This is a genomic window from Solemya pervernicosa gill symbiont, from assembly GCF_002020875.1.
In the GTDB taxonomy this organism is placed as follows: Bacteria; Pseudomonadota; Gammaproteobacteria.
Genome location: NZ_MPRL01000040.1, coordinates 1 through 25,234, shown reverse-complemented (window position 1 = coordinate 25,234; position 25,234 = coordinate 1). Strand labels below are relative to the sequence as shown.

Sequence of the window (25,234 nt, the reverse complement as noted above, 5' to 3'; positions counted from 1 at the left end):
GGGGCGCCGTAGGCATAAACGGTCGCGTTAAGTATTTGCCGCTTGCTTGGGCTTGGATGCCCAAAACATGCTTCCGCAAAAATAGCGACTCCCCGATTTGCGATTGTGTTTCGTCTGTTATTTGAGCGCTAATCTTAGACCTAAACTGTAGGCGCTTTTCTGATTGTGACCATCTTGTTACAAACATTGGCTTTCGGCATCTGGACGATGTGTGGGGTGGCTGAGTATGGTGGTTCGTATGGATGCAAGCGTGATAGGGAGGTTGGTCGATGAGGTGTCTGGATTTGATTGCTCTGCTTATCGGATGCGCTGGGAAACTGATGGCAAACCTGATTGCCGGATTCTTTCTGCTGATACTGCTTGTCGCATTTGGTGATGAATTGCTCTTTTGGATGGTTGTGTTGCTGGCTTTTCTCGGTTCACTGTTTGGTGATGATCCGTGATCGCTCATCTCTGGAGGTTGAGTGACCGTCTGCTCGAACTCTTAATGGCGACGCCCCGGACACGTTAACGCTGTTTGTTGCGTGAAGGTTTCGCCTGCATCTGTTGGTGCGACTACTTCAATGGGTCGTTCAGTAGCTGGAGGCTACCGATAAGAATTATCTCGTAACCGCGCAGGCCAGGCACCATATCTGAGGGCAAAAAAAACCGCCCATAGGGGGCGGTTGGTGCTTCAAGGCGAAGCTAACAATTGCAACCTTGAGGGTCGCGGAGGAATCCTTCCTGTTTGTATTTCATGCAGGCGACAGGTTTTGTGTCGTCACCGCACGGTGTGGAATCACGTTTCTTTTAGTAGCCGCCCTTCTTACCCACGCCGACGTAGGCGAAATCCCACTCCACATCAAACGGTTTCCACCACTTGCCGACACCGGTCTCTTTGTCGGTGTGACGGTAGAAGCCCTGATAGGGGGGCGGATCGATGTGATACTGCAGGTGATACTTACCGGGGCCGTCGAGTTTGATGTTGTCGGCGTAGTGTGGGCCGTCGGAGGCGACCATCGGCATGAAGCGACCAACGGTTGACCAGTCGGAGCCGTGCTTGGTGATCTGGTAGGTGATGCCGAGGTAGGGCATCCACTCTCCCTCGCCGAAGCCGTTGGTATTGCCCTTGAGGGCGTGGATGTCAGCCTCGAGATGGATATCGGAGGGTCCCATGCCGGGCAGCATCGGGGTCATCTTGGTCGGCTGCAGATAGACCGCAGCGATCTCCATGCCGTTGGTCTCGAGCGGATCGCCAATCGGCACCTCACCGGCTCCGGCAGTCGCGGTCAGGCTCAGCGCGGTGGCGCCGAACAGCATCTGTGTCAGTCTCTGTTTCATTCTGTTACTCCTCATATCGAGTGGTTAAAATAAAGTGAATGCGAGCCATTCGCATCGATGTTTCCATAAAAAGGCGAACAGGATTCGCCGCTGTAAGTAAGAGTGATGTCTGTTTTAGCCGATTCAGTTCCTTAAATGCCGAAGATCGCGGGCCACCAGGCGAGCCCGACGGCAATGCTACCGGCGGCGCCGGGCAGTAGTGGCAGCCAGCGGCGAGCTACGGCAACGCCCTGTAAGGCGAGAATGCGCTGCCCGAGCCAGAGGCTCCAGATGAATCCGGCCAAAAACAGGCCTCCCTTACTGAGGCCAATACTGTTCTCGGTCAGGCCGATCAGTCGCAGTGGTTCGAACAGCTCGGTGCCGAGTCCGATGATTAGCGAGACCATGGCGACAGGCGCGTACTGGTATCCGAGTTCAGTAAAACGTTGGCGGAACCGACCATCGGCACCGAGACGACCAGCCAGCGCGGTGGCCATTGCGGTGGTGGTAGCCAACAGCAGGGCGAGTCCCACCATCCAGGCGCTCATGTAACCGACGATCAGGGTGAAGTCGAGCCAGTTGAAGACCTCACGCCGCTCGGGGTGGACGCTCATCAGCCACCACGGACCCGGTTCGGCGATGGCGTAGAAGCCGCGTTCGATAAACCAGCTGCCTACCTGCTGTCGCAGTAGCTGGTAGGAGGGGAGCACTAGCCAGAGGAAGCCGCCCAATACCACGCCAGTGCCGAGGAAAAGGAACCAGATCTCGGCTGGGTTGGCGTGGTGGTCGCGGATCTGCTCGATCTCCTCGCCCGGTCTGCGCAGACGCAGTGAGAGTCCACCCTTCGAACTGGGGTTCACGCAGCGGAAACACTCGATGCAGTGGCGCGACTCCTCCTTGCGCGAGACATCAATCATGGTTGGGCAGACTCCCTTTTCGGTGTAGCCCTCGCCCCCTCTCTTTCTGCGTTTGGGAATGAACTGCACGGCACCGAGGCGGGAGAAGACTCGGGGAGTCGCTATTTTTTTCTTCGTCGTTCGCTCACGCTCTCAACTACGAATATGCAGACGGCGTCGACTATCGCGGACTAACCGCCTTCGCTTCGCTATCCATGGCGGTCAGCGGCCGAGCAGCAGGCCGATCGGACAGGCGTGGCGACACCAGGCGCGTTTCTTACGCCCGTAGAGGTAGCCGATGACTATCGCCAGCAGCATGGTGCCACCGAAGACCTCGGCGATCGCCTCGGGGTGGTCGCGCACCCCGACGGTCTGCCCGAGGATGGTGATGAACAGGAAGCTGACGATCGGCGTCCCCTCCCAACGCAGCCAGGTGGGAATGGCGCGCTGCAGGTCTCGCTTGTTGGCCCACTCAGAGGCGGCCCCCATTGGGCAAAGCAAGCCGCACCAGCTGCGCCCGGTGACGATTACCGAGAGGAAGACCAGTGGAAACCAGAGTCCCCACATGGCGTAGTTGGCGAAGGTGGTGAAGTGGCTCAGTGGGGTGGCGTTCTCCGGCGCGTCGGGGAGCCACACTGGGATCAGGATTACGGCGAGAAAGAAGAGGAACATCGCCCCATGCAGCCAGACCAGTCGTTCACGATGGCGGTAGAAGAAGGCCTCAATGACATTGGCGCTCCGCTCACGCCGTGGTGTGGCATGAATCGGAATCGCCTGCAGCGCGTCGGCTACTCCCTCGTTGCCGATACTCACTGTGCGGCTCCCCGATCGGTGCGTGGGCGCATCACCATCCAGCCGAGCGCAAACAGCAGCGGTATGATCAGTGCCAGCTGTGCGGCAATACTCTCCAGCGTGGGAAAGAGTCCTAGCCAGGGCAGGCGTGGAATGCCTTCAAGCGGTGTGGAGGAGACCCAGCCCGCTTCCTGTAGCTCCAGAATTCCAGTACCGGCGAAGTTCATTGCCAGATAGTAGAGCAGCGCTGCAGTGACGGCGAAGAAGGGGCCGATCGGCAGTCGTAACGAGGCACTACGCATCAGCCAGAAGAGTCCGAGCAGCGTCAGTGCTGCGAGGGCAAAGCCTGCAGCGATCTCTCCGCTCTCCCCCTGGGCCTGTCCGAGAAGCGCCTGATAGAAGAGTACCGTTTCGGCCCCCTCGCGATAGACGGCGAGGAAGGCGGCAAAACCGAGGGCGAAGAGGCTGCCGCTGGTGAGGGCGTTGTCGATCTGGCCCTGCACGTAGGCCTGCCAGCGTCCAGCCTCACGCTTGGCAAACAGCCAGTAGCTGACATAGAAGAGCACGGCGGCGGCCACTAACATCGTGATCCCCTCCAGCGCCTCCTGTGCCGGGCCCGAGAGTTCAATGACTTGAGTGAGTATCCAGGCGGTGATCAGACTGGCCGCCAAGGCCCAGCCGACGCCCTGATAGATAACCTTCACCTTGTCGGCAGCCCCCGTTTTGCGCAGGTAGGCCGCCAGTGCGGTCACCACCAGGATTGCCTCAAAACCTTCGCGTAACAGTATCAGGAAGGCCTGCAGAAGCGTGGAGCTGGCTCGCGGTTGTGATGCATACTGCTGCGCCACCGTCTGCAGTGCTGTGCGCAGCTCGATCCACGCCTTTGACACCAGTACCTTGTCTGCACCACCGGCGGCATGGCCAATGACAGTGCCGAACTGCGATTCGAGTTCCGACTTGAGAGTGGGGTCTTGCAGACCGATGGCCAGCTCCATGCCGCTTTCCTCGAAGAGGTCGAAATAGAGGCTCGAGAACTCATCACTGAGCTCAAGCCCTTCGGACGGTTTGTAGTTGACTAGCGAGCGGTCGCCGCGCTGTGAAATCTCATCAACCACGGCAACGAAGTCGACATCACCGCTATCGGCAGCGTTGGCCACACCGACTAACAGCATCAACGCGGCAACAAAGATCATCGGTAAAATCGCACGTTTCATTACTGATTAACCTTGAAGACCTCAGCGGGGATCGCTGCGGTATCGAGCTTCTCTGCATCTCGGCGTAGCGCCACTGAGAGTTCGGCGATCTGCTCTGCCACCGCGTCAGCATCCAGTGCTTTTTTCACCGCCTTGCGAATCTGACCAAATCGGCGCTCAACCTTATAGGTGTGCCTGGCGCCCAGCTCCATGCGCATTGCCGCCTCCATCTTGCGTGACTCGAAGATGCCGAAATAGGCCTTGATTACGGCGCGTTTGGCCGCCTGGCTATCGCCGCTGCGGTAGTGTTGCTCCGCCTGCTCAAGCTCGGTGATGATCTGCTCGGCCAGCGGTGTCCAGACCGACTGCGCGGCACTGAGTGGTGAAGAGAGGAGGGTGAGCAGCAGGAGAACTGCGCTGAAGAGGGCTTTGAAATCGGGCATGACGGTTCTATCGCTATCTCTCAGTGAAGGGTTTTTTAGGATCGATAAGATACGCAAAAGCTAATCGTTCGCAATCGCAAAGACAAGTAGGTACCTCGAAATAGTCTTGATTGGCTTTTAATTTGTAGAGGTATTGATGAAGAGATCGAGAGGTGATCGGTTTCTCGCCTTACTCCGGCGTAGCTTTCGTAGTCGCATATTTAAACCAGAGGCTTGCGCCACTCAACGCTAGTGCAGTAGCAGAAGTGCGGTGAGATCCATCAACCAGACTCCCACCTTGGCGAAGAGTCGCCAGCTGTGCAGATCGAGCAGCAGTCGTTCGAGCGAGAGCTCACCACCATGCAGCGCAAATGAGTGAAAAATGGTGTTTGAAACTTGGAACTTTTGTGATTTTTCCCGTAATCAGGGCAAAACGATTGTGCTCTTTCAGGCTTCGCAGTTGGCAACGATAATCGAAATATCGTCGTGGGCATGGCGTTCACCAAGGTGTGTTTGTACCGCTTCGACGACGTGGGTAACACGTTTATCCTGTGTGCTCTGTTTCAGTGCTTCGATGATGCCACGTTCATCAAAGGCGATGCCCGACTCGTTCTCAGCATCGGTCATGCCGTCGGAGAAGAGCACCAGTTGCAGTGGTTGTTCCCAGCGGTAGATCTCGTTACTGGCGGTGAAGCTCTCGCCACCCAGGATGCCGAGTGGTAGCTGGCCAGAAGCGAAGCTGTGAACTACCTCGCCCGAATCGTCGATTAAGAAGGTAGGTGGATTGCCTCCGTTACAGATATCGATGATGCGGTTTCGGAAATCGATCGAGGCGAGGGTGGCGGCGACAAAGCGATCGGCAGGCGACTGCTCTTTGATAACTCGGTTCATCTCTTCGGCGATCGCCGAGACAGGAAAGCCTTTGTCGACCATGCGGTAGAAGACCTGGTTGATTGGCAGCAGGTTGAGTGCGGCGGGTAGGCCGTGACCGGTCGAGTCGGCGGCCATAATGAAGAGCGTGCCGTTATTGGCGTAGTGGATGCAGATCAGGTCACCACTGACCGCATCGGTCGGAGCAACCCAGTAGTCGAAGCGCTCATCACGTCGCTCGATCGGCTGCATCATGCGCTCCATCAGATCAGAGACCAGGTCACGCTCCTCCTCGGCAGCGGCGTGATACATCTCAAGCAGCGCCGTCTGCTGTTTCAGGTCACGGTTGTTTTGCAGGCTACGCAATGGTTTGGCGAGTGCCTGCATCACGCTCTCGACTGTAAGCGGTTTGGCGAGATAGCCGTCGATACCAATCTCGATGGCCTGCTGCAGTGTTGTGGCATCGTCGTATCCGGTGATCAGTAGTACCGGAATATCGGGGTCGAAGGCTTTGATCTCAGTGGCGAGTTCGAGACCACCTGAACCCGGCATATTGACGTCAGTTATGACAAGGTCAGGTGTGTGCTCCTTGAAGAGCATCGTGGCCTGTTCCGCATCTGCAGCGCTATGCAGCTCCTTTGTCATTGGGGAGAGTACAGTCTCCATCCAGGTACGCAGTTCACCATCGTCATCGATGATGAGCAGGGTGAGTGTCTGCAGAAAGGGAAGGTCTTGAGAGTCCGTTGCTTCTCTGTTCATAGTTTTATCGCCAGATACTCTGCTGGGTTGATGCGCCACTGCGCAGGTCGCTCGTGGCCGAGAATGCGCTCTGCCTGGGCCGTGGCGCTCTCTGCCTCGAGTTCGATGTCGTAAGGGGTGAGTAGCTCGTTGCGTTTGGCGTTGAGGATCACGCGCACCGTTGGGCGCAGTTTGTCGTGACGACCATCTTCGATGACCACTGCCAGTAGCCCGCTCTCGAGCCTTACTAGTGTGCCGACCGGATAGACACCGATGCAGCGGACGAAGTAGTGCACCAGCTCATCATCGAAGTAGTGGCCGCGCCACTCGAGCAGTTTGCGTAGTGCCTCGGTGGGCGGTAGCTCCTGGGTCAGCTCATCGTAGGTGTCGACGATAGCCGCCATCTGTCCAAAGCGACTGATGGCGTTACCTTTGAGTTTGGCCGGGTAACCCGAGCCGTCGAGCCGTTCGTGGTGCTGAGCGACGATCTGTATCGCCTCGGCGGGGATGCCGGGGGTTGTCCTGAGTGTCTCGGCACCTAGTTGAGCATGTTGCTCAAACAGTGCGAGTTGTTCGGTGCTGAGATCAGCCCGGTTGTCGATAACATCGGCCGGAAGTTTGAGTAGTCCGATATCGTGAAGCAGGCCACCAAGCCCGAGAGTCTTCATCAGTGAGCTACCCAGATTGAGCGATTTGGCGAAGGCGATGAGTAGAATGCAGACGCTCACCGAGTGCTGGTAGAGCTCCTCGCTCTGCTCCTTGAGTGTCTCGATGCTGATCAATGCGCTGGGGTTACGCACGATCGAGTCGGCAAGCTGAGCGACCATTGTCTCCACCGGTTCGGTCTCAATTGGCTCACCCTGAGCGACACGGTCAAGCACACGCTTGGTCATCTCTCGCGCCTCCTGGTTGAGGCGTTGTGCGACATTCAGTTCCTCTTGTAGTGGGGTCGGCGGTTGTGGGGTGTCGGGAGTGGCGGTGAGCTTCTCAATCTCACTGTCGATCGATTGCTCAACCTCTTCGAGGCTCTGTATCTGCCCGTGACTGACCTGCTGGTCGATGTCGTCACCCAGATTGGTGTCGATGTAGACCTCACTGATTCCGGCATCAATGATCTTCTCGATCCGAGACTCATCCTTGATCAGAAAGCGTTTCTGAAGAAACGGGTGCGACATCCAGCCGCAGTTCAGATCGTGAATATACATGCCCGATTTCAGATTAGATGCGGGAATCTTCTTGATCACGGCTATTCACTCTCAAAGGGTAGGTCTATAACCTAGCAGATGGCGTCTATCTAAAAAACCGCATCCGACAGGGGTAAATGGTGCGAAGAGAGAGAGGGATGGCGCGGTGAGTTCTGATAATGACGAGGCGTAGATGAACGGCAATGATCCTATTGAGCTTATGTTTGGCGGCCTGCAGAAGCTTGGGCCGGGCAGTGATGCAGAGACACGTCGAGCACTCTCACTGCTACCTGCCAGAGAGTGGGGTTTGGTGGTTGATGCGGGGTGCGGAAGCGGCCGGCAGACACTGGTGCTGGCTCAGGAAATCGATTCGATTGTTCATGCCGTCGATAACTACCAGCCCTTCCTCGACGATCTGAATCGACGCGCTGGCGCGCTGGGGATTGCCGGACAGATCGAGACGCACTGCTTTAGCATGGAGACGATTCCTGAACACTTCAGGCAGATCGATCTGCTCTGGTCGGAGGGTGCGGCTTACAGTATTGGTTTCGGCAACGCGCTACGTTGTTGGGCGAGTGCGATCGTGTCGGGCGGCTATCTGGCGGTGAGCGAACTCTCCTGGCTGGATCAGCCCGCTAGCGACAGGGAGCGCGTCTTCTTCGCGCGCGAATATCCCGATATGAAGTCGACGCGTGAGAATATTTCACTCGCAGAGGCTACCGGTTATCGACTCGTTGAATCTTTTGTCATGCCACGGGAGACGTGGTGGGAGGGGTATTACGAGTTGCTGGAGCCACGAGCGCGGCGGCTTGTAGCACATGCCGATCCTGAGATTCGTCTCTTTGCCGAGCAGACGGTTGAAGAGGTCGAGGTTTTCAAACAGTCGAAAGGGAGTTACGGCTACCTCTTTCTGCTGTTGCAGCGCCGGTAGCTGGCACCGCAACCTTGAACAAGGGGCTCGCTATCTTTAGAGAAAGGCGTGAATCTCCGCCTCGATACTCTCTTTGTCGATCACACTGCTCTGGGCGATCTCCTTGCTGAAGAGATCGTTGATCACCGCAGGGATCTCGATCTTCGCCTCGCGGGCGATCGACTGCAGCGCATCGAGGTCGTGTGTATCGACCTCGCCGGTGAGGGCATTGGCGATTACCGGTGAGAACTTGGTCCACTCGGCAGTCGAGTAGGCGATCGTCTTCAGCGGCTTGTCGCGGCAGGTATCGTAGGCCTTAAAGCAGGTCGCTGTATGTGGATCCATCAGATAACCGGTGGCAAAGGCCTCCTTGATGTAATCCTTGCCCTCACTGTCGTTACAGAAGTCGGCGGTGAAGATTGCCTGCAGCTTGGCCAGCTCATCGGCCTCGAGCTGGTAGTGCTTCTGCTCGTCGAGCTGCTTCATCAGTTCACGGGTGCGCTCGGCACCGAGCAGGTCGAACAGCACGCGCTCGATATTGGATGATTTGAGGATATCCATCGCCGGTGAGGTGGTGGCGATGACCGACTTCTTGCGCAGGTCGTAGGCACCGGTGTTGATCACCTCGGTCAGTACGTTGTTGTTGTTCGAGGCGATCAGGATCTTCTCCACCGGTAGCCCCATCTGCATCGCGTAGTAGCCGCCCAGTGCATTGCCGAAATTGCCGCTCGGCACGTTGAGGTAGACCTTCTCACCCAGCTCAATCGCACCCTGACGAACCAGCTCCAGATAGGAGTGGATGTGGTAGATGGTCTGGAAGATGATGCGACCGAAGTTGACCGAGTTGGCAGCGGAGAGGTAGATCTTCTTCTCCTGCAGCTGCTGCTTGAAGCTGTCGGAGCCAAGCAGGCGTTTGAGCGCGCTCTGGGCATCATCGAAGTCGCCGTGAATACCGATCACCTTCAGGTTCTTCGCACCCTCGGTCACCATCTGCAGGCGCTGCACATCGGAGGTGCCACCATCGGGGTACATGCAGGCGACCTGTACATTGGCGCGATTCTTAAAGGTCTCCAGAGCCGCCGGACCGGTATCGCCGGAGGTGGCGGCTAGGATCAGATAGTTCTCGTTGCGCTTCTGCGCCAATGAGGAGAGCACAATGCCGAAGGGCTGCAGCGCCATATCCTTAAATGCGCGGGTCGGACCGTGGTATAGCTCGCTGACATAGAGGTCATCTTTGACCTTGACCACCGGTACTGGATTGGTCGAATCATCAAACGCATCGTAGAGACTCAGCGCCTCGTCGATCACGGCGGCGTCGATATCGATCTCGAAGGCGTTGAGCACATCGCGGGCAAGCGTCTTGTAGTCGGCGGATAGGTGCTCACCGAGAAAGGCCTCGCCCAGATCGGGCAGTGACTCGGGCGAGTAGATACCGCCGAAGGAGGAGATCGGGTTAAGGATCGCCTCGGAAAAGCTCACTTTCAGGGGGAGTTTGCCGTCGTTGCCGCGCGTTTCGATGAAATTCATGTGATTGCCACTGTTTCTAGCCAAAAATTGAGCAGCGATTATATCGGATTCGCCACACTGATTCATATGTGACGACCTGATGAATTACACCCCATTGATCTTGGGTGTTGTCCGGTTATCGGTGTTACGGTTGAGTCTTATCTCAAACCGCCGCTCTGCTACTATCTTGCGCTCTGGGCATCAACTCACTCGTTGGTGGTTCCTGTTCGATAAGCAAACGTAAGTAGAAGAGGTTATCTGGACGGTTCGAATGGCGTGTTCCTCATTGAAAGGCGGTCTGATACTTCTCCTGGCGCTGTTGGTAAATCCGGTTATGGCTGAGGTGAATGAGACCAAGCGTGAGCTTCTAATTGAAAATGTGCTTCTCCGTGCTCTTCTCTTATCGATGAATGATCAAGAGATGTTCGAGACTATTGACTGGCACTGCTCGGGACAGACGTGTAATACAAGAAACAGTAAGAGGGTTGAGGGAAATATTCGAAAACTCTATGAAGGGATTGGGGAGGCGACACTGCAGTGTGAGGACGACCTGGTGGGGCTGAATGACAAACGTGATGACATCAAAATCGATGAGTTGACGGAATTTGAGGTTAATAGCATCGGTGATCACACTCATTTTCGAATCTACAAAGAGTACTGGGTCCATCTCAGTAAGATTACCCATACCGAAACCGGCCAGTTCGAATACTCTTCCAGTCTGCTCCTCGACAAATTTAAACGTGAGCGAAATACGCTCGTCTCATGCCCGGCGATCGTCAAGGCAATGGTTGAGAGCCTGAATTCAACGAGTCTGAAGCTGCTGGATAAGGTTCACGAAGAGGAGGGTTCTCTGTGCGGTCGATCCAGGCGTTTTAAAGGCTGTCTGAAGCAGTTTGCCGAGGTCTCTCAAGAGATCTGTCAGCTAAAGCTTCGCTATTATGCAGAGAGAGGTATTGAACTGAAGGCGCTAAAGGAACCGCTTCTGTTTGATGATTGAGAAAACCGTCAGCAGTAAATGAATCGATGTCTGATTGTAATCCTGAAGTCACTTGTTGATACGTTGTGCTGTTAGCACTGAGGAAAGAACAGATGGTACGAATGGTCAGAATTCATCTTGCGACTACTATGGTTGCCCTTCTAGCGGCGACCTTTACGATTCCTGCTTCTGCGACCGAGATGAGTGAGGAAAAACGTGATCTGCTGATTGATAATTACATATACCGTTCAGTGATCGCTCGTCTGAGCGTAGAAGATAGATCGGACGGTATGGACTTTTATAGGTTTGAAGACATGGACTGGCTCTGTACGGAAGATCGCTGTGAAAAGAAAAATAAAAGAATCGTGGCGAAAAATGTCAAACGACTCTACAACGCAGTGGATCAGTATCGGTTGAATTGTGAGTATGATCTGGAAGGTCTTCGCGGTAAGCTCGATACATACATCTCATATGATCTAAATGAGTTAGAGGTCAACTCTGTTGGTGATCATCGGGTATTTAGAACTACCGATAAACTCTTCCAGTCGATCAATCGTATCACTGATGGAAAATCGGGTGAGTACCGTCGAACCTCAAGTCGGCTGGAGACGCAATTTAATCGGTCTGGAAAGGTGATGGTGACCTGCGTTGCAGTGGCTACGGTGCTCTCAAATACCAATTCAAAAGTGAAAGAGGCGATGGAGCAAGGGACAGCCTGTCAGCCCTATGATCGATTAAAAGCTTGTCTGAAGGAGTTTGCCGAAGTCTCGCAGGCGATCTATCGAAGGAAGATCGAATATCGTGACGAAAGGGGATATCAGCTTATCGACTTGCAGGAGCCACTCAGGTTTATGGATTGGCTATCCAGTAAGGGTGAATAGGTTCACGCTTTTATCGGTTATGGCCTTCTATAACTGATCTACGCTTATATCAAGTGGGCGCTATAGAGGGAGTGGTGAGAGTGGGCAGGGATGGCTCCTCCAGATCAATTTCTGAAATAGAGTCATTTATTACTCTGTTGCGCGTCGCCTGCGATGACCCCGAGGTCTATGGCTGGCTAGAGAAAATCCTGTTACTTGGAGATGAACAGCGTCTGGCGCTGCTTCGTAGTGTTGTGATGAAAATGGGTATCAATGGGGTGTGTGAAGATTATATAGATGCACTGACCTCTCTTGAAGATAGTGAGATTGCAGAGAAGGTCTACGAAGTGATCTTTAATTGTCGCGAAATATTCCACTGGATCGTGAAAAACCAACAGTGCTATGACCAGCGCCTCAATGGAACGATCTGAGGGGCTGGCCATGACTGGCACGGGTCTGTTTCTTATGCGACTGGTAGTGCTCTCTGTTACTGGGTGTCCCGAATCGGAATCATGATGTGGGCATAGGGGGTATCCTTCCACATCACATAGGGCCCGCCGTTGTAGGGATCATCGGAGATCCCCTTCATTGCACTCTTGGGCGCCACCACCATAATGTGCGGCCCCTCCTGTACCCAGATATCTCCATTTTTTGGATCGGTAGCCGCAGGGTCTGAATTGCTGACGTGGGCATCACCCTGCAGCATGTAGGAGATGCCGATTCTGTCGGTCTGGAAATCGGTGCCATTGGCGGCGGCCTGCATCAGCCTGGACCATACCGTGTCGTTACACATCGGGTGGTTATCTCCGGGGGCGATGCCCGGCATGCAGGTCCATCCATTCGAACCGTTCTTGAGACTTTTTCCATCGACATCCATCACCGCTGCGTGGTGGCTGACGCCTGGATGAGCCGCGCTTTCGGCGCGGGTCACTTTTGTTTCGGCTGCTTCGCCGGCGAGGAGTGTGGTTGAGCTGAGGAGAAGCGTGAGAGATAGGTAGAGTTTGCGCATGGGGAAGCCCTCCATATTTTGGCTACGCTATTGAGAGTCGGTAGTCGAGTTGTTCAGACTGTTCGAGCGCCTAAGTAACTTAGTATAATTCTCGGGAATAGCAATCGCGCTTTTTTGTGGATTGAGAAGGCTCTCCAGTGTGGCGTTGATGATGGCAGCTAGGGGGTTGGATTTTGTCTGGAAATTTGGGGAGTTAAGATATGGATGTGTTATCGACCATGGGTGTCTACCCGGTTCTGGTGGCGGCCGTGGCAGGAATGGTTCTGGGTGCGCTCTGGTACTCGCCGCTACTGTTTGGCGATCAGTGGTTGAGGGCAATCGGTAAGAGCCAGGCGGAGTTGGGTGCGCCTCTCCAGGCGATGCTAGGGAGTATGTTCGCTGCACTTATCGCTGCTGTGGCGGTTGAGTATCTGGTGGTGGCCACAGAGTCCTATTCACTGCTCTCGGGGGCGACTATCGGTGCGCTACTGGGGGTGGCTATCGTTGCTACCAGTATGCTCTCTGATGCTCTTTTCTCCGGGTGGGGATGGCGGCTCTACCTGATTTAGGCGGGTTATCGAGCCAACTATCTGCTGCTAATGGGCCTTATCTGCGGGATTTGGCCGCGTGCATGAGGCAGCTCCACCCTGAGAAGTGCCTTCCGCTCTCTACGCAACCCCTGCGGGGAGGGCCATTCAGGATCAATTGCCGCGATTTAGTCGGCGGTAGAGGGTGTTCGTCCACAGTGACAGGAGATCTCTCTCGGCAGATTCGAGGGTGTGTTCGTTATAGTCGATGATATGCAGTTCGCCGTGTTTATCCTCAATTACATCCAGGCTACCGATTTCGAGTCCACTCTTTTGGGTGTGTTCACGTAACTTCCGGTAACGCAGCTCCCAGTAGTCGCTGTCACCCATATAGCTAAAGGTAAGCGGCAGGCTGGTGCGTGCAGGAGTTGGCTGGCTTCGCTCTTTATGCGTGAGCAGATGGTGGAATTCGCCGGCGAAGAGGCGCGGGTCTCTTCTGTAGCTGGTCAATGAGTTTGACTGGCCGATAATCTCTTTGTCTGAGATACGCAGGCCAACAGTCAAGTCAGCACAGATGTGGATCCAGCGCTCAATGCAGTTAAATGGGGCGATTTCTTCGTTTAGGCGGTGGGTATGAAATTTCTCAATTGCATAGTTTGTCAGGTGCTCCTCTCCTGTCTCATCTCGCCACTGTTCATATGTGTCACGGTCTCTGAGTATCGCGTACGAGCGGTGAAGAAAGTTCTTCACCGCTCCGTTACCGGCCAGTTTTGCGATACAGGGGAACTCTGTTGGTGTGGTGGTGGAGTCGATCGTCTCTCGAATATGGCTAGTGAGGTTGATGGTCTGGATCTTCAACTGCTCGGCGCGCTGTTGAGATGTGCTTAGAAAGCTTTCGCTAATAAGCGGCCTGGATTGGTAGTTCTGCAGTGCAAAAATCCAGATGTCTGCAGAAGGGATCTGTTTGGCATGCTCGCTATCAACGACTTTGTCGTAGGGTAGTTCGACCAAGCTCAGCTCAATTAAACCGCGTCTCGAGAGTCTGTTGAGAAGATTGTTCGGCAGGAAGTTCTGGTGCACCCGTTGACTGAGTCCCCCTTTCGAGGTGGTTTCCCTGTCCGACTTTTCGGCACTCTTTTTGTAGTGGTCGATGAGTGGTCTGCAGCGCGTATGAATAAGCACGACACGATATCTTTTGCGTTGCTCTATATTCTCTTGCTGTCTGTTGCTCTGTTCTGAACGCATAGGTGTTATTACCTTATTAATCCGATTCACAGGATGGGATCTGATGATCAGCGATTTTCACCGCGCGATACCCGACGCAGCACCCAGTCCAGTCCACGGTGAGGCAGTAGTCGTTTCAGTGTCGCGAAGAGATAGGTGGGGAAGGTGACGTAGTAGCGCGCCTTCGGTCGTGGGCTCTCCAGGGCGTGAATCAGTTTTTTTAGAACTGCCTCGGGGGGCAGAGTGAAGGGAGCAGCCGGTCCTACCTTGGTGAGGCGTTTCTCCATGCGTTGATAGGTCTCAAAAAAGTGGCTCGCCTCACGGTCGATGTTCTGCTGATACATCTTCATCGCATTGGCGCGAAAGCGACTGGTGACCGGTCCTGGTTCGATGAGTGAGATCTCAATGTTGCTGTCGTGCAGCTCGAGGCGCAGGGTGTCGGTGAGTGCCTCGAGTGCAAACTTACTGGCGTTGTAGGCACCTCGAAAGGGGAGGGCGATGAGTCCGAGTACGGAGCTGTTCTGCACAATGCGGCCATGTCCCTGGCTGCGCATGATCGAGATTACCCGGCGGGTCAGTTCATGGGTGCCGAAGAGGTTGGTTTCGAACTGCGCACGCAATACTTCTCGACTCAGGTCCTCAACGGCACCGGCCTGTCCGTAGGCACCGTTGTTAAAGAGCGCATCGAGGGTTCCGCCGGTGCGCTGTTCGATTTCATTGAGTGCCGCTGCGATGGAGTGATCGGAATTAAGATCGAGTTGTAGCGCGTCCAGACCGTCAAGATTAAGTTGCTTGAGCATTTCCACATCTTCGACCTTACGTGCAGTGGCAAAGACGTGCCAACCGTGTGCAGCAAGTCCCTTGGCGCAACAGAGTCCGATGCCGCTTGAGCAGCCGGTGATTAAGATCGTTTTTTTATTCATGGGTGTTTAAGGGTGTGGCTAACCAAAACGGTCTTCACCAAATTTATCCTGAATCTCACTAATTTTTTCGTGGTTACTCAGTAGTGCTTCAACGCAGCTGGCATCGAGCTGCTTTCCGGCAAGCTCCCTGAGGGTGTTGAAGGCGACTTCATTATCCCACGCCTCTTTGTAGGGACGACTGCTGGTGAGCGCATCGAAAATGTCGGCCACGGCAATGATTTTCGACTCGAGTGGAATCTCCTGATCCTTTAACCCTTCGGGATAACCGCTGCCGTTTACTGCCTCATGGTGATAGGCCGCAATGTTACGCAGTATGTCGATATGATCGAGTCCATCGAGACCGAACTCCTGCAGCATAGTGTCGATGATCTCGCGCCCCTTCACTGCGTGGCTCTTCATTACCTCAAACTCTTCCTCGTCGAGTTTGCCTGGCTTGAGCAGGATCTTGTCGGGGATACCGATCTTGCCGATATCGTGTAGAGGCGAGAAGAGGTAGACATTCTCGATGAACTCGTCGGAGAGTCCGCGCTCCTTGGCGATTTCGGTGGCGATAAGGCGTGAGTAGTGGGCCATGCGATCGAGGTGGGTGCCAGTCTCCAGGTCACGCTGGTGGGTCATGTCTCGCGCCGTTTTAACCGCAGCGAGCAGGGTGCGGATGTTGGTCAGGTCGTTAATGACCGTCAGCGAAATCAGGTGGCCGATCAGGTCGAGGTAGTGGAGCACCTCCTCATCAAGCACCTCCTCCATGAAGGAGTTGAAGAAGATGAAACCGAAAAAACTACCGTTGATCGACATCGGCATGGTGTAGCTCGAGGCGTAGCCCTTTTCTACCAGGCGTTGCGTGTGCAGTTTACCGGTACCGCCGATCGAGAGCAGGTTGTTTACCACGCGGGGTCGCCCCTGATTGATGATCTCCTGCAACAGCGGAACCTCGGAGAGCTTCGCCTCATATTGCTGCATTGGGTTCTCACCATCACTGCTCTGAATAAAAGTCTTCAGGGTGTCGGTCTTCTCGTCATAGAGGGTCACCGCAATACGATCGATATAGTCGAAGCGATCACGTAGTACGCCATGCACAAAGTTAAGCTTCTCCGATAGCGGAAGCAGATCGTTCAGTTTGTGCAGCGTGTCCTGATAATTAAACATATTCCATTCTCTCGTTCGCTGTCTTCTTCTGGAGTGATTCTAACATTGATCTAATCTACCAAGGGTGGGATCAGGCGAGAAGTACAGCGAGTAGTCCGGTGAGAAAAATACCGTCGAAGGTGCCCGCACCACCAATCGAGGCGACCGGGGTTGGCATCTTTCGAATGTCTTTCAGATGCAGCATGTCGGCACCGATAATCACACCCAACGTGCCGGTAATGTAAGCGAGGGCGGCGCTCTGCTCCGGTTGCAACATCAGTGCAAAGAGTGCGGCACTGATAGGCGCGACCAGAATGGGCATGCCAATACCGATGCCACTGATCGGGCGGCTGATCTTGAAGCAGATTAACGATACGCAGATGAGTGCTGCCAGTAGTGAAAACAGATTGATTTCGTGATGGATTAGCAGGTAGAGGGTGAAGCCAAGCGGTATCAGACAGCCTCCCACATTTACGGCAATGATTGTCTCACCGTTAAAGGGTATGTGTGAGAGCTGCAGCAGGCCCAGCAGCTGTGGTGGTTCTGCATCGGGATCGGCTTCGCTGTGGATGGAGAAGAGCGGCAGATTGATACTGCTGCCGATCAGTGAGCTGAATAGCAGCAAGAAGGCTGAGGTCTGCGAGAGTCCCAGTTTTTCGAAGGCGATGGTGACCAGGCCAAGCTGTACAATCGCCAGCAGTACGCCAAGCATGAAGAGCAGAATGAAGAGGTGTGGTTGTGAGAATCGATTATGCATCGTTCAGGCATAATACACTTCGGCGGGTAGTGGCACGATTGTCCACACGACGGAGGATTCAAGGTTGTGACTGGAAGAGGCTAACCGATAGTCCGTCTCAGGCTAGAGCTTTTCACTGTCGCCCCTGAAGAAGCGGCGATTGTTGGTCTGGATAAGATTGACATCTGGGAGTGTGGCGAGCCGGCATCCTTGCTGCTCGTGGTCTGAAAATCTTAGGACGGTTTTCATCACCGTTCTATGACGCTCGTTGCAATTTTGGACTCTGCTCAGAGGGTGTAGCGCGATATTATCTCTTTGACCATATAGAGCTGCCTCAACAACGCGCTAAGGCAGGTGCCGATCAGGCCACGGCGGGCGTCTCTTCGAGTTTCTGTTCCTCCTGCTGCAGAGCCCACAGCTCGGCGTAGAGGCCGTTGGCCTCGAGCAGTTGCTGGTGGTCACCACGCTCGATAATCGTACCGTCGCGCATCACCAGGATCTGGTCAGCATCGATAATGGTGGAGAGACGATGGGCGATCACCAGCGTGGTGTGGTTGGTGGCCACCTCGCGTAGTGCCTCGATAATTGCCTGCTCTGACTGTGAGTCGAGTGAGGAGGTAGCCTCATCGAAGATCAGGATGCGTGGATTCTTCAGGATCACGCGAGCGATCGCGATGCGCTGTTTCTCACCACCAGAGAGTTTCAGACCTCGTTCACCTACCACGGTGTCATAACCCTCCTTGAGCGAGTCGATGAAGTCGTGAATGTGGGCGAGCCTTGCAGCACGGATGATCTCATCCTGCGTTGCATCGGGGCGAGCGTAGGCGATGTTATAGAGAACCGATTCGTTAAACAGCACCGTATCCTGCGGCACGATACCGATGGTCTCGCGCAGACTCTGCTGGGTCACGCTACGAAGATCGTGACCGTTGATGGTGATGCTGCCGCTGTTGATGTCGTAGAAACGGTAGAGCAGGCGCGAGAGGGTCGATTTTCCGGCTCCGCTCGGACCAACGACGGCGACTTTTTTGCCGGTAGGTATCACGAAATCGACACCGTGCAGAATCTGCCGTTCTGGCTCGTAAGAAAAATTGACCTGCTCAAAGCGGACTGTGCCATCGCCAATCTCCAGTGGCTTGGCATCGGTACGGTCTTCGATCTCAGGCTTGCGCTCCAGTAGTTCGAACATCAGGTCCATATCGGAGAGCGCGTGTTTAAGCTGGCTATAGACTACGCCGAGGAAGTTGAGTGGGATGAAGAGTTGAATGAGTAGTGCATTGACCAGTACCAGGTCACCCAGACTCATACTGCCATCGACGACTCCCTGGGCCGCCAGCATCATCATTACAGTGACGGCGGTGGCGATAATGCTTCCCTGACCGAAGTTGAGTGCCGAGAGTGAGGTCTGGCTCTTTACCGCAGCCGATTCCCAGCCCGCCATACTCTCGCCGTAGCGGTCGAGTTCATGGTGTTCGTTACCAAAATACTTCACCGTCTCGTAGTTGATCAGACTGTCGATCGCCTGGGTATTGGCCTGTGAGTCCATCTTGTTCATCTCGGCACGGAACTTCATGCGCCACTCAGTGATGAAGAAGGTAAAGGTGATGTAGCTGACCACCGCAGCGGCGGCCACCACGGTAAACCAGATCGAGTAGTTGAAGATCAGGATTGAGGCGATCATCAAGATCTCGACCAGCGTCGGCAGAATGCTGAAGACCATGTAGTTGAGCATTGAGCTGACGCTGCGAGTGCCACGCTCGATATCGCGTGAGACGCCGCCAGTCTTGCGCTCCAGATGGAAACGCAGTGAGAGGGTGTGAAGATGTTCGAGTGCCTTGAGCGCCACCTTGCGCATCGCACCGTGACGCACCTTGGCGAAGACCGCGTCGCGAAGCTCATTAAAGAGCGAGCTGGCAAAGCGCAGCAGACCGTAGCTGAGCAGCAGTGTGATTGGCAGTACCAGTGTGGTGTGCTGGCTGCTATCGAGGGTGTCGACCACCTCTTTTAATACCAGCGGCACTCCGACATTGGCCGCCTTGGCGAGGATTAGTGCCAGCAGAGCCAGCGCAACACGGCCACGGTAGTCCCAGAGGAAAGGGGCCAGGGAGCGGATTGTCTTCAGGTCACTACGATTATGCGAAGGGAGGTCGGTGTGGCGTATATGCATGGTTTACCAGTGGGATTAGAATCTGACTAAAACGCTATTCTATAGTAGTTGCTAGCAGCTGAGGAGCGCGCTCGAAGCGTGTGATGGTTTCGGGCTATACTCGAGATAACTCAATGGAAATAAATAGAAAAAATAGAACAGGGCGAGGTGTTTGATGAGTAAACCGAGTGAAGAGGAGCTGAAACAGGCGTTGGAAGAGGCGATCCGCATGGTGGAAGCACGTGAGGATCCGAAGTTCATTGCCAAGGCGTTGCTCAATCTCAACTATCGCATCGGCTACCTGGAGAAGGTAAAGGATGCCGCCGAGCGCTATGTTCGCTTCGGTCTCTCTGAGCAGGAGCACTCGATGCTACTCAAGGCACTCGATGAGTTTAAACACGCCGAGGCACTGAGTGTAGGAGAAGAGGCGAGTGAGGACATTGGGCTCTAGAAGGTATTCTACTGGATACGCAGAAATTCCTATCTACACCACCATTTGAGTAGACGCTTCTACGCGACACGACTACACCTTGAATCATCTACGTGAACCCCAATATCGGGGGGATCAAGTCAGTCTGAGAGAATATCACCATACCCTATTACGAATACGCCTGTCAGGAGTGCGGCCACCGCTTGGAGGTACGCCAGAAGATGAGTGATCCACTGTTGAGCGACTGCCCGGCCTGCAGCAAACCCGCGCTAAAAAAACTGGTCTCAGCTGGCAGTTTTTCGGTCAAGGGTGGCGGTGGTTCGGCCTGCGCCGCTGCAGATGGTGCGGCACCGAGCTGCGGAGCTGGGGGCTGTTGCCCCAGTCTCGGCTAAATCTAGAGCGTATATAATGTTTGTCACTCTCCGTCGTTATTTAATCACCGGCATGCTGGTCTGGGTACCGCTGGGCGTCACTATTTTGGTGATCAAGCTGCTGGTCGATCTGATGGATCACTCGCTGGTGCTGTTGCCGCCAGAGTATCGTCCTGAGGTGCTGCTCGGATTTGCCCTGCCGGGTATCGGCGCACTGATTGTGCTGCTGGTCGTGCTCACGACCGGTATGTTGTTTGCTAATCTGTTCGGACGCCAAATTCTTAGCGGATGGGAGTCGCTACTGGGGCGTATTCCCCTGGTTCGTTCTATCTACTCGGCGGTGAAACAGCTCGCCGAGACGATGTTCTCCGACTCGGGGCAATCGTTTCGCAAGGTGCTGCTGGTGGAGTACCCACGTAAGGGGCTTTGGACATTGGCCTTCCAGACCGGTACCGATATCGGTGAAGCGCAGGAGAAGACCGGCGAGGATGTGATCAATATCTACGTCCCGACCACTCCCAACCCGACCTCGGGCTTTTTTATCATGGTGCCGAAGGGCGATGTGATTGAGCTGGAGATGAGTGTCGATGATGGGTTGAAGATGATTCTCTCCATGGGCGCGGTGGTGCCAGAGGGGCACGAACACCCGGTTGAAGTTGCGCAGCCCCCGGCCAAGCCGTAACATTCCCGCCTTTACGCGGGGCCGTGCCCACAGGCCGCTCCGTATCTGGATCTAACTAACTCTCTGGAAATATGTAATGCGTAGCCACTATTGCGGTCAACTCGACGATTCGCACGTCGACCATGAAGTAGAACTCTGCGGCTGGGTACATCGTCGTCGCGACCACGGTGGAGTCATCTTTATCGACTTGCGAGACCGTGATGGTCTGGCGCAGGTGGTCTTCGATCCTGATCTGGCCGATGTCTTTGCAACGGCTGAGAGTGTGCGCAACGAGTTTGTATTAAAGGTTAAGGGCAGGGTTCGCCTGCGTCCTGAGGGGACTGAGAATCCCGACCTGCCGACTGGCAAGGTTGAGATTCTGGGCAAAGAGCTGACTATTCTGAACAAGTCAGAAACCCCTCCCTTCATGCTTAACGTCGACGATGAGGGTGTGGGTGAGGAGCATCGCCTCAAGTATCGCTACCTCGATCTGCGTCGCCCCGAGATGCTGCAGCGTCTTCGTTTCCGTTCAAAGATTACCCGCGTATTGCGTAACTACCTCGATGACAACGGCTTTCTCGATGTCGAGACACCGATGCTGACCAAGGCGACCCCTGAGGGTGCGCGTGATTACATCGTGCCGAGTCGTACTCATGAAGGTCAGTTCTTTGCGCTGCCGCAGTCACCACAGATCTTCAAACAGTTGCTGATGGTGGCCGGTGTCGATCGCTACTACCAGATCGTGCGCTGTTTCCGTGATGAGGATCTGCGCGCCGATCGTCAGCCAGAGTTCACTCAGCTCGATATCGAGACCTCGTTCCTCGATGAGTCGACCATCATGGCGATGATGGAGGGGATGATCCGCAAGCTCTTCGCCGAGGTGCTGGAGGTGGCGCTGCCCGATCCCTTCCCACGCATGTCCTATGCCGAGGCGATGGAGCGTTTTGGTTCCGATAAGCCCGACCTGCGTATCCCGCTGGAGCTGGTCAGCGTTAATGATGTGCTGGCCGATGTTGAATTCAAGGTCTTCTCGGGTCCAGCTAAAGATCCCAAGGGCAGAGTTGCCGCGCTACGCCTGCCCAAGGGTTGTGAGCTGAGCCGCAAGGAGATCGACGACTACACCAAGTTTGTCGGTATCTACGGTGCCAAGGGGCTTGCCTATATCAAGGTTAACGAGGTCGCCAAGGGGCGTGAGGGTATGCAGTCGCCCATCCTCAAGTTTATGCCTGATGAGGCGATCACCACCATCATGGAGCGTACCGGTGCCGAGGATGGCGATCTGGTCTTCTTCGGAGCGGACCAGGCGAGCATCGTCAATGAAGCGCTCGGCGCGCTACGCGTGAAACTGGGCCATGATCGCGGTCTGGTTGAACACGGTTGGAAGCCACTCTGGGTGGTCGACTTCCCGATGTTTGAGTGGGATGAGAAGAACGATCGCTGGACCTCGCTGCATCACCCCTTCACCTCGCCCAACGAGGAGCACATCCCACTGCTCGAGAGCGATCCTGGTGCCTGTCTGTCACGCGCCTACGACATGGTGCTCAACGGTACCGAGCTGGGTGGCGGTTCGATGCGTATCTATCGTGAAGAGGTGCAGGAGCAGGTCTTCCGTGCGCTCGGTATCGAGGATGAGGAGGCCCGTGACAAGTTCGGCTTCCTGCTCGACGCACTCAAGTACGGCTGTCCTCCACACGGTGGACTCGCCTTCGGTCTCGACCGTCTGGTGATGCTGATGACCGGCGCCAAGTCGATTCGCGATGTAATGGCCTTCCCCAAGACCCAGAGTGCCGCCTGTCTGATGACCGATGCACCTTCGGGTGTCAGCGAAGCGCAGCTCAAAGAGCTGCACATCCGTAAACGCGTCAAGCCTAAAACCGCCGAGTAGAGTGACGTACCGATTTGGCCGACTTCAAGCGTCCCGAATCGGTACTGGTGGTTGTCTCCACCCGCCAGGGTGAGGTGCTGTTGCTGGAGCGTACTCACCCCGAGGGGTTCTGGCAGTCGGTGACCGGTTCGCTCGAAGCGGGTGAGAGCCCCGCCGAGGCGGCCCAACGTGAGCTGGCTGAAGAGACCGGCATTAAAGATGTTGAGGTCGTCGATTGCCAGCAGCGTCGCTGCTTCCCAATCCTTCCCGAGTGGCGTAGCCGCTACGCCCCTGATGTCTCAGAGAATTGTGAACACCTCTTTACGGTGCAACTCGATCAGCGCTGTGCGATCAAACTTAATAACGATGAACACTGCCGCTACCTCTGGGTGGATAGAGCGGAAGCGGCGGGGCGGGTCAGCTCATATACCAATAGAGATGCAGTGTTGGCGATTGTTTCGAAGTAGAATCGCCCAACTATCTAATAAATCGCCGGTAGTTTGCTGTAACTGACCGGTTGGAACCGTGGAGTAAGCAGATGTCAGCCAACGCCCTAGCCATTCAATCCTATGCCGGCCTTGATGATGCCGATGCAGAGGCGCGCATCCTTGCCGCCAAGGAGAAACTGGGCGAGCGGTTGGTGATTCTCGGTCATCACTATCAGCGTGAGGAGGTGTTCCGCCACGCCGATTTCTCCGGTGATTCACTAAAGCTCTCGCGTCAGGCCGCCGCGTCAAAGGCGGAGTACATCGTCTTCTGCGGTGTTCACTTCATGGCTGAGGTGGCCGATGTGCTCTCGCGCCCCGATCAGATCTCAATCATTCCCGATATGGCTGCGGGCTGCTCAATGGCTGATATGGCTAATCTGGCCAATGTAGAACGCGCCTGGAGGGAGCTTGCCGAGGTGCTGGAACCCGATGAGCAGATCACCCCGGTAACCTACATCAACTCGGCTGCCGACCTGAAGGCGTTCTGTGGGCGCCACGGCGGTATCGTCTGTACCTCCACCAATGCGCGCCACGTGTTGGAGTGGTCCTTCTCACAACGCGAGAAGGTGCTCTTCTTTCCCGACCAGCATCTGGGGCGCAACACCGGCTTCACTATGGATATCCCACTCGAAGAGATGGTGGTATGGGATTTCGATCAGCCGCTCGGTGGTCTGACTCCAGAGCAGATTAAAAACGCCAGGATGATTCTGTGGAAGGGGTTTTGCTCCGTGCATCAGATGTTCCAGCCCGAGCAGATCGATAACTTCAAGCAGCGTTATCCCGAGACGCAGATTATTTCGCACCCGGAGAGCCCCTTTGAGGTGTGCCAGAAGTCGGACTACGTCGGCTCCACCGAGTACATCATCAACACCATTCGTGATGCTGAGCCTAATACTCGCTGGTTGGTCGGCACCGAACTCAATCTGGTGAACCGTCTGCACGAGCAGTTTAAACACGAAGGTAAAAACGTTCACTTCATGTCGCCCACTGTCTGTATGTGTTCGACCATGTTCCGAATCGATCCTCAGCATCTTGCCTGGACGTTGGAGAATCTGGTTGAAGGTAAGGTGGTCAATCGCGTCAGCGTTGATGAGAGCGATGCGGAGCAGGGTCGTCTGGCGCTGCAGCGCATGCTGGAAGTCTCTCCCTAGCCCGATCCGGTTACGGTAGAAAAGAGAGAGCCCCGACGGTATCGACGGGGCTCTCTGCGTTTAAGGAGATTGCCAGGGTTGAGACTACTCTGTGTAGATAACAAAGCTCATCGCACCAGCGAGTTGCCCAAGCTTGCCGCCTTCACGCTTTCCGCCGGTAATATCGATGCTACCCTTCGGATTGCCGTGGCAGGAGAGACAGCCCGGTTTGTAGTACATCGGCTTCATGTAACGGTAGGCGTTTTTACCGTTGTGCTGAGAACGTTCGGTGTAGGACTCTCCCTTGCTATGGGTGGCACTCTCGAATACCGAGGTGAGCACATTCGCCTCCCAGCTATCGGGGACATGGTATTTGTTGCGTAGCAGTTGGTTGGGTGCTGTCGCCTTGAAGGTGATCTTGCCTGCCATCTTGTCGCTGAACTTGATCGAGACCTGGGAGCGGAAGACGGCGGGAATGAACCCCTTGAAGCCGACACCCTTGGCGTTGATAACGGGCTGTGCCTCATCGACTACACTCTTGACGGCGCTCAACATCGCCTTGCGTGCCTGATAGAAGAGATCATTTGATCCAGGTGTGAGGAAGCGACCGCCGGTCTTCTCTTTGTAGTTGTTGAGTGCTTCGGTAATAACCATCTTCCCTGTAATACCCTTGTCACCAAGCTCCGGATCATTAATCAGGTCCTGATTGCCGGTGGCTGCGCTCTGTGCGGCAGAGAGGAAAATCATCAGCTCCTCCAGATTGGCGATCAAGCGCGCCTCATCCTGTTGTGCGCTTGCATGGCTGTTGCCAATACTTAGCAGTGCCGTTGATGTTATCAGTGCGATTAGTTGGAGGATGTTCCATCTTTTCATTGTGCCATCGCTGACCGCCATGGATAGCGAAGCGAAGGCGGTTAGTCCGCGATAGTCGACGCCGTCTGCCTATTCGTAGTTGAGAGCGCGAGCGAACGACGA

The 25,234-nt window shown here is 55.1% G+C and carries 27 protein-coding genes; 12 read left to right on the top strand and 15 right to left on the bottom strand.

Translation table 11 applies throughout. The annotated features are described in order from the left end of the window. Positions 1–320 precede the first annotated feature (320 nt). Positions 321–443 carry a hypothetical protein gene (locus BOW52_RS17760; RefSeq protein WP_269087649.1) on the top strand — a complete coding sequence of 41 codons (123 nt, stop codon included), beginning with the start codon at positions 321–323 and terminating at the stop codon, positions 441–443. Between the two features lie 346 nt (positions 444–789). Here BOW52_RS17760 and BOW52_RS10040 read toward each other — a convergent pair whose 3' ends face one another. The 7 genes from BOW52_RS10040 to BOW52_RS10010 form a co-directional block, all read right to left on the bottom strand. Beyond that, positions 790–1,320, bottom strand: coding sequence for an iron transporter (locus tag BOW52_RS10040; protein WP_078483947.1), 531 nt, complete (start codon positions 1,318–1,320; stop codon positions 790–792). Between the two features lie 131 nt (positions 1,321–1,451). Further along, positions 1,452–2,285, bottom strand: coding sequence for a hypothetical protein (locus tag BOW52_RS10035; RefSeq protein WP_078483946.1), 834 nt, complete (start codon positions 2,283–2,285; stop codon positions 1,452–1,454). A gap of 132 nt (positions 2,286–2,417) precedes the next feature. Next, on the bottom strand, positions 2,418–3,008 hold the full coding sequence (locus BOW52_RS10030) for a 4Fe-4S binding protein (protein WP_236725700.1): 591 nt from the start codon (positions 3,006–3,008) through the stop codon (positions 2,418–2,420). After that, entirely contained in the window at positions 3,005–4,201 is a 1,197-nt protein-coding gene (locus tag BOW52_RS10025) for an FTR1 family iron permease (RefSeq protein WP_236725699.1), read from the bottom strand. The genes BOW52_RS10030 and BOW52_RS10025 overlap by 4 nt, the downstream gene beginning before the upstream one ends. Next, positions 4,201–4,623: a hypothetical protein gene (locus BOW52_RS10020; RefSeq protein ID WP_078483945.1), complete on the bottom strand. Its 423-nt coding sequence runs from the start codon at positions 4,621–4,623 to the stop codon at positions 4,201–4,203. Before BOW52_RS10020 ends, BOW52_RS10025 begins: the two co-directional genes overlap by 1 nt. 426 nt (positions 4,624–5,049) lie before the next feature. Then, entirely contained in the window at positions 5,050–6,231 is a 1,182-nt protein-coding gene (locus BOW52_RS10015; protein WP_078483944.1) for a PP2C family protein-serine/threonine phosphatase, read from the bottom strand. Next, entirely contained in the window at positions 6,228–7,454 is a 1,227-nt protein-coding gene (locus BOW52_RS10010) for an HD-GYP domain-containing protein (protein ID WP_078483943.1), read from the bottom strand. The genes BOW52_RS10015 and BOW52_RS10010 overlap by 4 nt, the downstream gene beginning before the upstream one ends. 133 nt (positions 7,455–7,587) lie before the next feature. Here BOW52_RS10010 and BOW52_RS10005 point away from each other — a divergent pair, with 133 nt between their 5' ends. Further along, complete coding sequence (locus BOW52_RS10005) at positions 7,588–8,325, top strand: SAM-dependent methyltransferase (RefSeq protein ID WP_078483942.1); 738 nt, start codon at positions 7,588–7,590, stop codon at positions 8,323–8,325. A gap of 36 nt (positions 8,326–8,361) precedes the next feature. Here BOW52_RS10005 and thrC read toward each other — a convergent pair whose 3' ends face one another. After that, on the bottom strand, positions 8,362–9,831 hold the full coding sequence (gene thrC, locus BOW52_RS10000) for a threonine synthase (RefSeq protein ID WP_078483941.1): 1,470 nt from the start codon (positions 9,829–9,831) through the stop codon (positions 8,362–8,364). 265 nt (positions 9,832–10,096) lie between these two features. Here thrC and BOW52_RS09995 point away from each other — a divergent pair, with 265 nt between their 5' ends. The 3 genes from BOW52_RS09995 (at position 10,097) to BOW52_RS09985 (ending at position 12,077) form a co-directional block, all read left to right on the top strand. Further along, a complete protein-coding gene (locus tag BOW52_RS09995; RefSeq protein WP_078483940.1) occupies positions 10,097–10,807 on the top strand; it encodes a hypothetical protein in 711 nt (236 codons plus the stop codon). 101 nt (positions 10,808–10,908) lie between these two features. Beyond that, entirely contained in the window at positions 10,909–11,667 is a 759-nt protein-coding gene (locus tag BOW52_RS09990; RefSeq protein WP_078483939.1) for a hypothetical protein, read from the top strand. A gap of 137 nt (positions 11,668–11,804) precedes the next feature. After that, positions 11,805–12,077 carry a hypothetical protein gene (locus BOW52_RS09985; RefSeq protein WP_078483938.1) on the top strand — a complete coding sequence of 91 codons (273 nt, stop codon included), beginning with the start codon at positions 11,805–11,807 and terminating at the stop codon, positions 12,075–12,077. 56 nt (positions 12,078–12,133) lie between these two features. On the opposite strand, the gene BOW52_RS09980 is transcribed toward BOW52_RS09985, so the two are convergent. Continuing rightward, a complete protein-coding gene (locus BOW52_RS09980) occupies positions 12,134–12,655 on the bottom strand; it encodes a hypothetical protein (RefSeq protein ID WP_078483948.1) in 522 nt (173 codons plus the stop codon). Between the two features lie 200 nt (positions 12,656–12,855). Between BOW52_RS09980 and BOW52_RS09975 the strand changes: the two genes are divergently transcribed. Further along, the gene (locus BOW52_RS09975) at positions 12,856–13,203 is read left to right on the top strand and encodes a DUF1761 domain-containing protein (protein WP_078483937.1); all 348 of its coding nucleotides are present in this window, start codon (positions 12,856–12,858) and stop codon (positions 13,201–13,203) included. Positions 13,204–13,335: 132 nt separating this feature from the next. On the opposite strand, the gene BOW52_RS09970 is transcribed toward BOW52_RS09975, so the two are convergent. The 5 genes from BOW52_RS09970 to BOW52_RS09950 all read right to left on the bottom strand — a co-directional run bounded on the left by BOW52_RS09970 (position 13,336) and on the right by BOW52_RS09950 (position 19,336). Continuing rightward, positions 13,336–14,343 (bottom strand): hypothetical protein, encoded by a 1,008-nt coding sequence (locus tag BOW52_RS09970; RefSeq protein WP_135622252.1) that lies wholly within the window; start codon positions 14,341–14,343, stop codon positions 13,336–13,338. Between the two features lie 110 nt (positions 14,344–14,453). Further along, positions 14,454–15,308 (bottom strand): SDR family oxidoreductase, encoded by an 855-nt coding sequence (locus BOW52_RS09965; RefSeq protein WP_078483935.1) that lies wholly within the window; start codon positions 15,306–15,308, stop codon positions 14,454–14,456. 18 nt (positions 15,309–15,326) lie between these two features. Beyond that, positions 15,327–16,454 carry an HD-GYP domain-containing protein gene (locus tag BOW52_RS09960; RefSeq protein WP_078483934.1) on the bottom strand — a complete coding sequence of 376 codons (1,128 nt, stop codon included), beginning with the start codon at positions 16,452–16,454 and terminating at the stop codon, positions 15,327–15,329. Between the two features lie 70 nt (positions 16,455–16,524). Beyond that, complete coding sequence (locus tag BOW52_RS09955; RefSeq protein WP_078483933.1) at positions 16,525–17,190, bottom strand: DUF1614 domain-containing protein; 666 nt, start codon at positions 17,188–17,190, stop codon at positions 16,525–16,527. A 340-nt stretch (positions 17,191–17,530) separates the two neighbouring features. Continuing rightward, the gene (locus BOW52_RS09950) at positions 17,531–19,336 is read right to left on the bottom strand and encodes an ABCB family ABC transporter ATP-binding protein/permease (RefSeq protein ID WP_078483932.1); all 1,806 of its coding nucleotides are present in this window, start codon (positions 19,334–19,336) and stop codon (positions 17,531–17,533) included. 154 nt (positions 19,337–19,490) lie between these two features. Here BOW52_RS09950 and BOW52_RS09945 point away from each other — a divergent pair, with 154 nt between their 5' ends. From BOW52_RS09945 to nadA, 6 genes are all read left to right on the top strand, one after another. After that, positions 19,491–19,766, top strand: a complete 276-nt coding sequence (locus tag BOW52_RS09945) for a hypothetical protein (RefSeq protein WP_078483931.1) — start codon at positions 19,491–19,493, stop codon at positions 19,764–19,766. A 134-nt stretch (positions 19,767–19,900) separates the two neighbouring features. Continuing rightward, positions 19,901–20,137, top strand: a complete 237-nt coding sequence (locus tag BOW52_RS09940; protein ID WP_320416297.1) for an FmdB family zinc ribbon protein — start codon at positions 19,901–19,903, stop codon at positions 20,135–20,137. A gap of 16 nt (positions 20,138–20,153) precedes the next feature. Next, on the top strand, positions 20,154–20,798 hold the full coding sequence (locus tag BOW52_RS09935) for a DUF502 domain-containing protein (RefSeq protein WP_078483929.1): 645 nt from the start codon (positions 20,154–20,156) through the stop codon (positions 20,796–20,798). Positions 20,799–20,874: 76 nt separating this feature from the next. After that, a complete protein-coding gene (gene aspS, locus BOW52_RS09930; protein WP_078483928.1) occupies positions 20,875–22,662 on the top strand; it encodes an aspartate--tRNA ligase in 1,788 nt (595 codons plus the stop codon). Between the two features lie 14 nt (positions 22,663–22,676). Further along, positions 22,677–23,108, top strand: coding sequence for a dihydroneopterin triphosphate diphosphatase (gene nudB, locus BOW52_RS09925; protein WP_078483927.1), 432 nt, complete (start codon positions 22,677–22,679; stop codon positions 23,106–23,108). 71 nt (positions 23,109–23,179) lie between these two features. Beyond that, positions 23,180–24,280, top strand: coding sequence for a quinolinate synthase NadA (gene nadA, locus BOW52_RS09920; RefSeq protein WP_078483926.1), 1,101 nt, complete (start codon positions 23,180–23,182; stop codon positions 24,278–24,280). Between the two features lie 84 nt (positions 24,281–24,364). Here nadA and BOW52_RS09915 read toward each other — a convergent pair whose 3' ends face one another. Then, entirely contained in the window at positions 24,365–25,153 is a 789-nt protein-coding gene (locus BOW52_RS09915) for a Tll0287-like domain-containing protein (RefSeq protein ID WP_078483925.1), read from the bottom strand. Between the last annotated feature and the right edge of the window lie 81 nt (positions 25,154–25,234).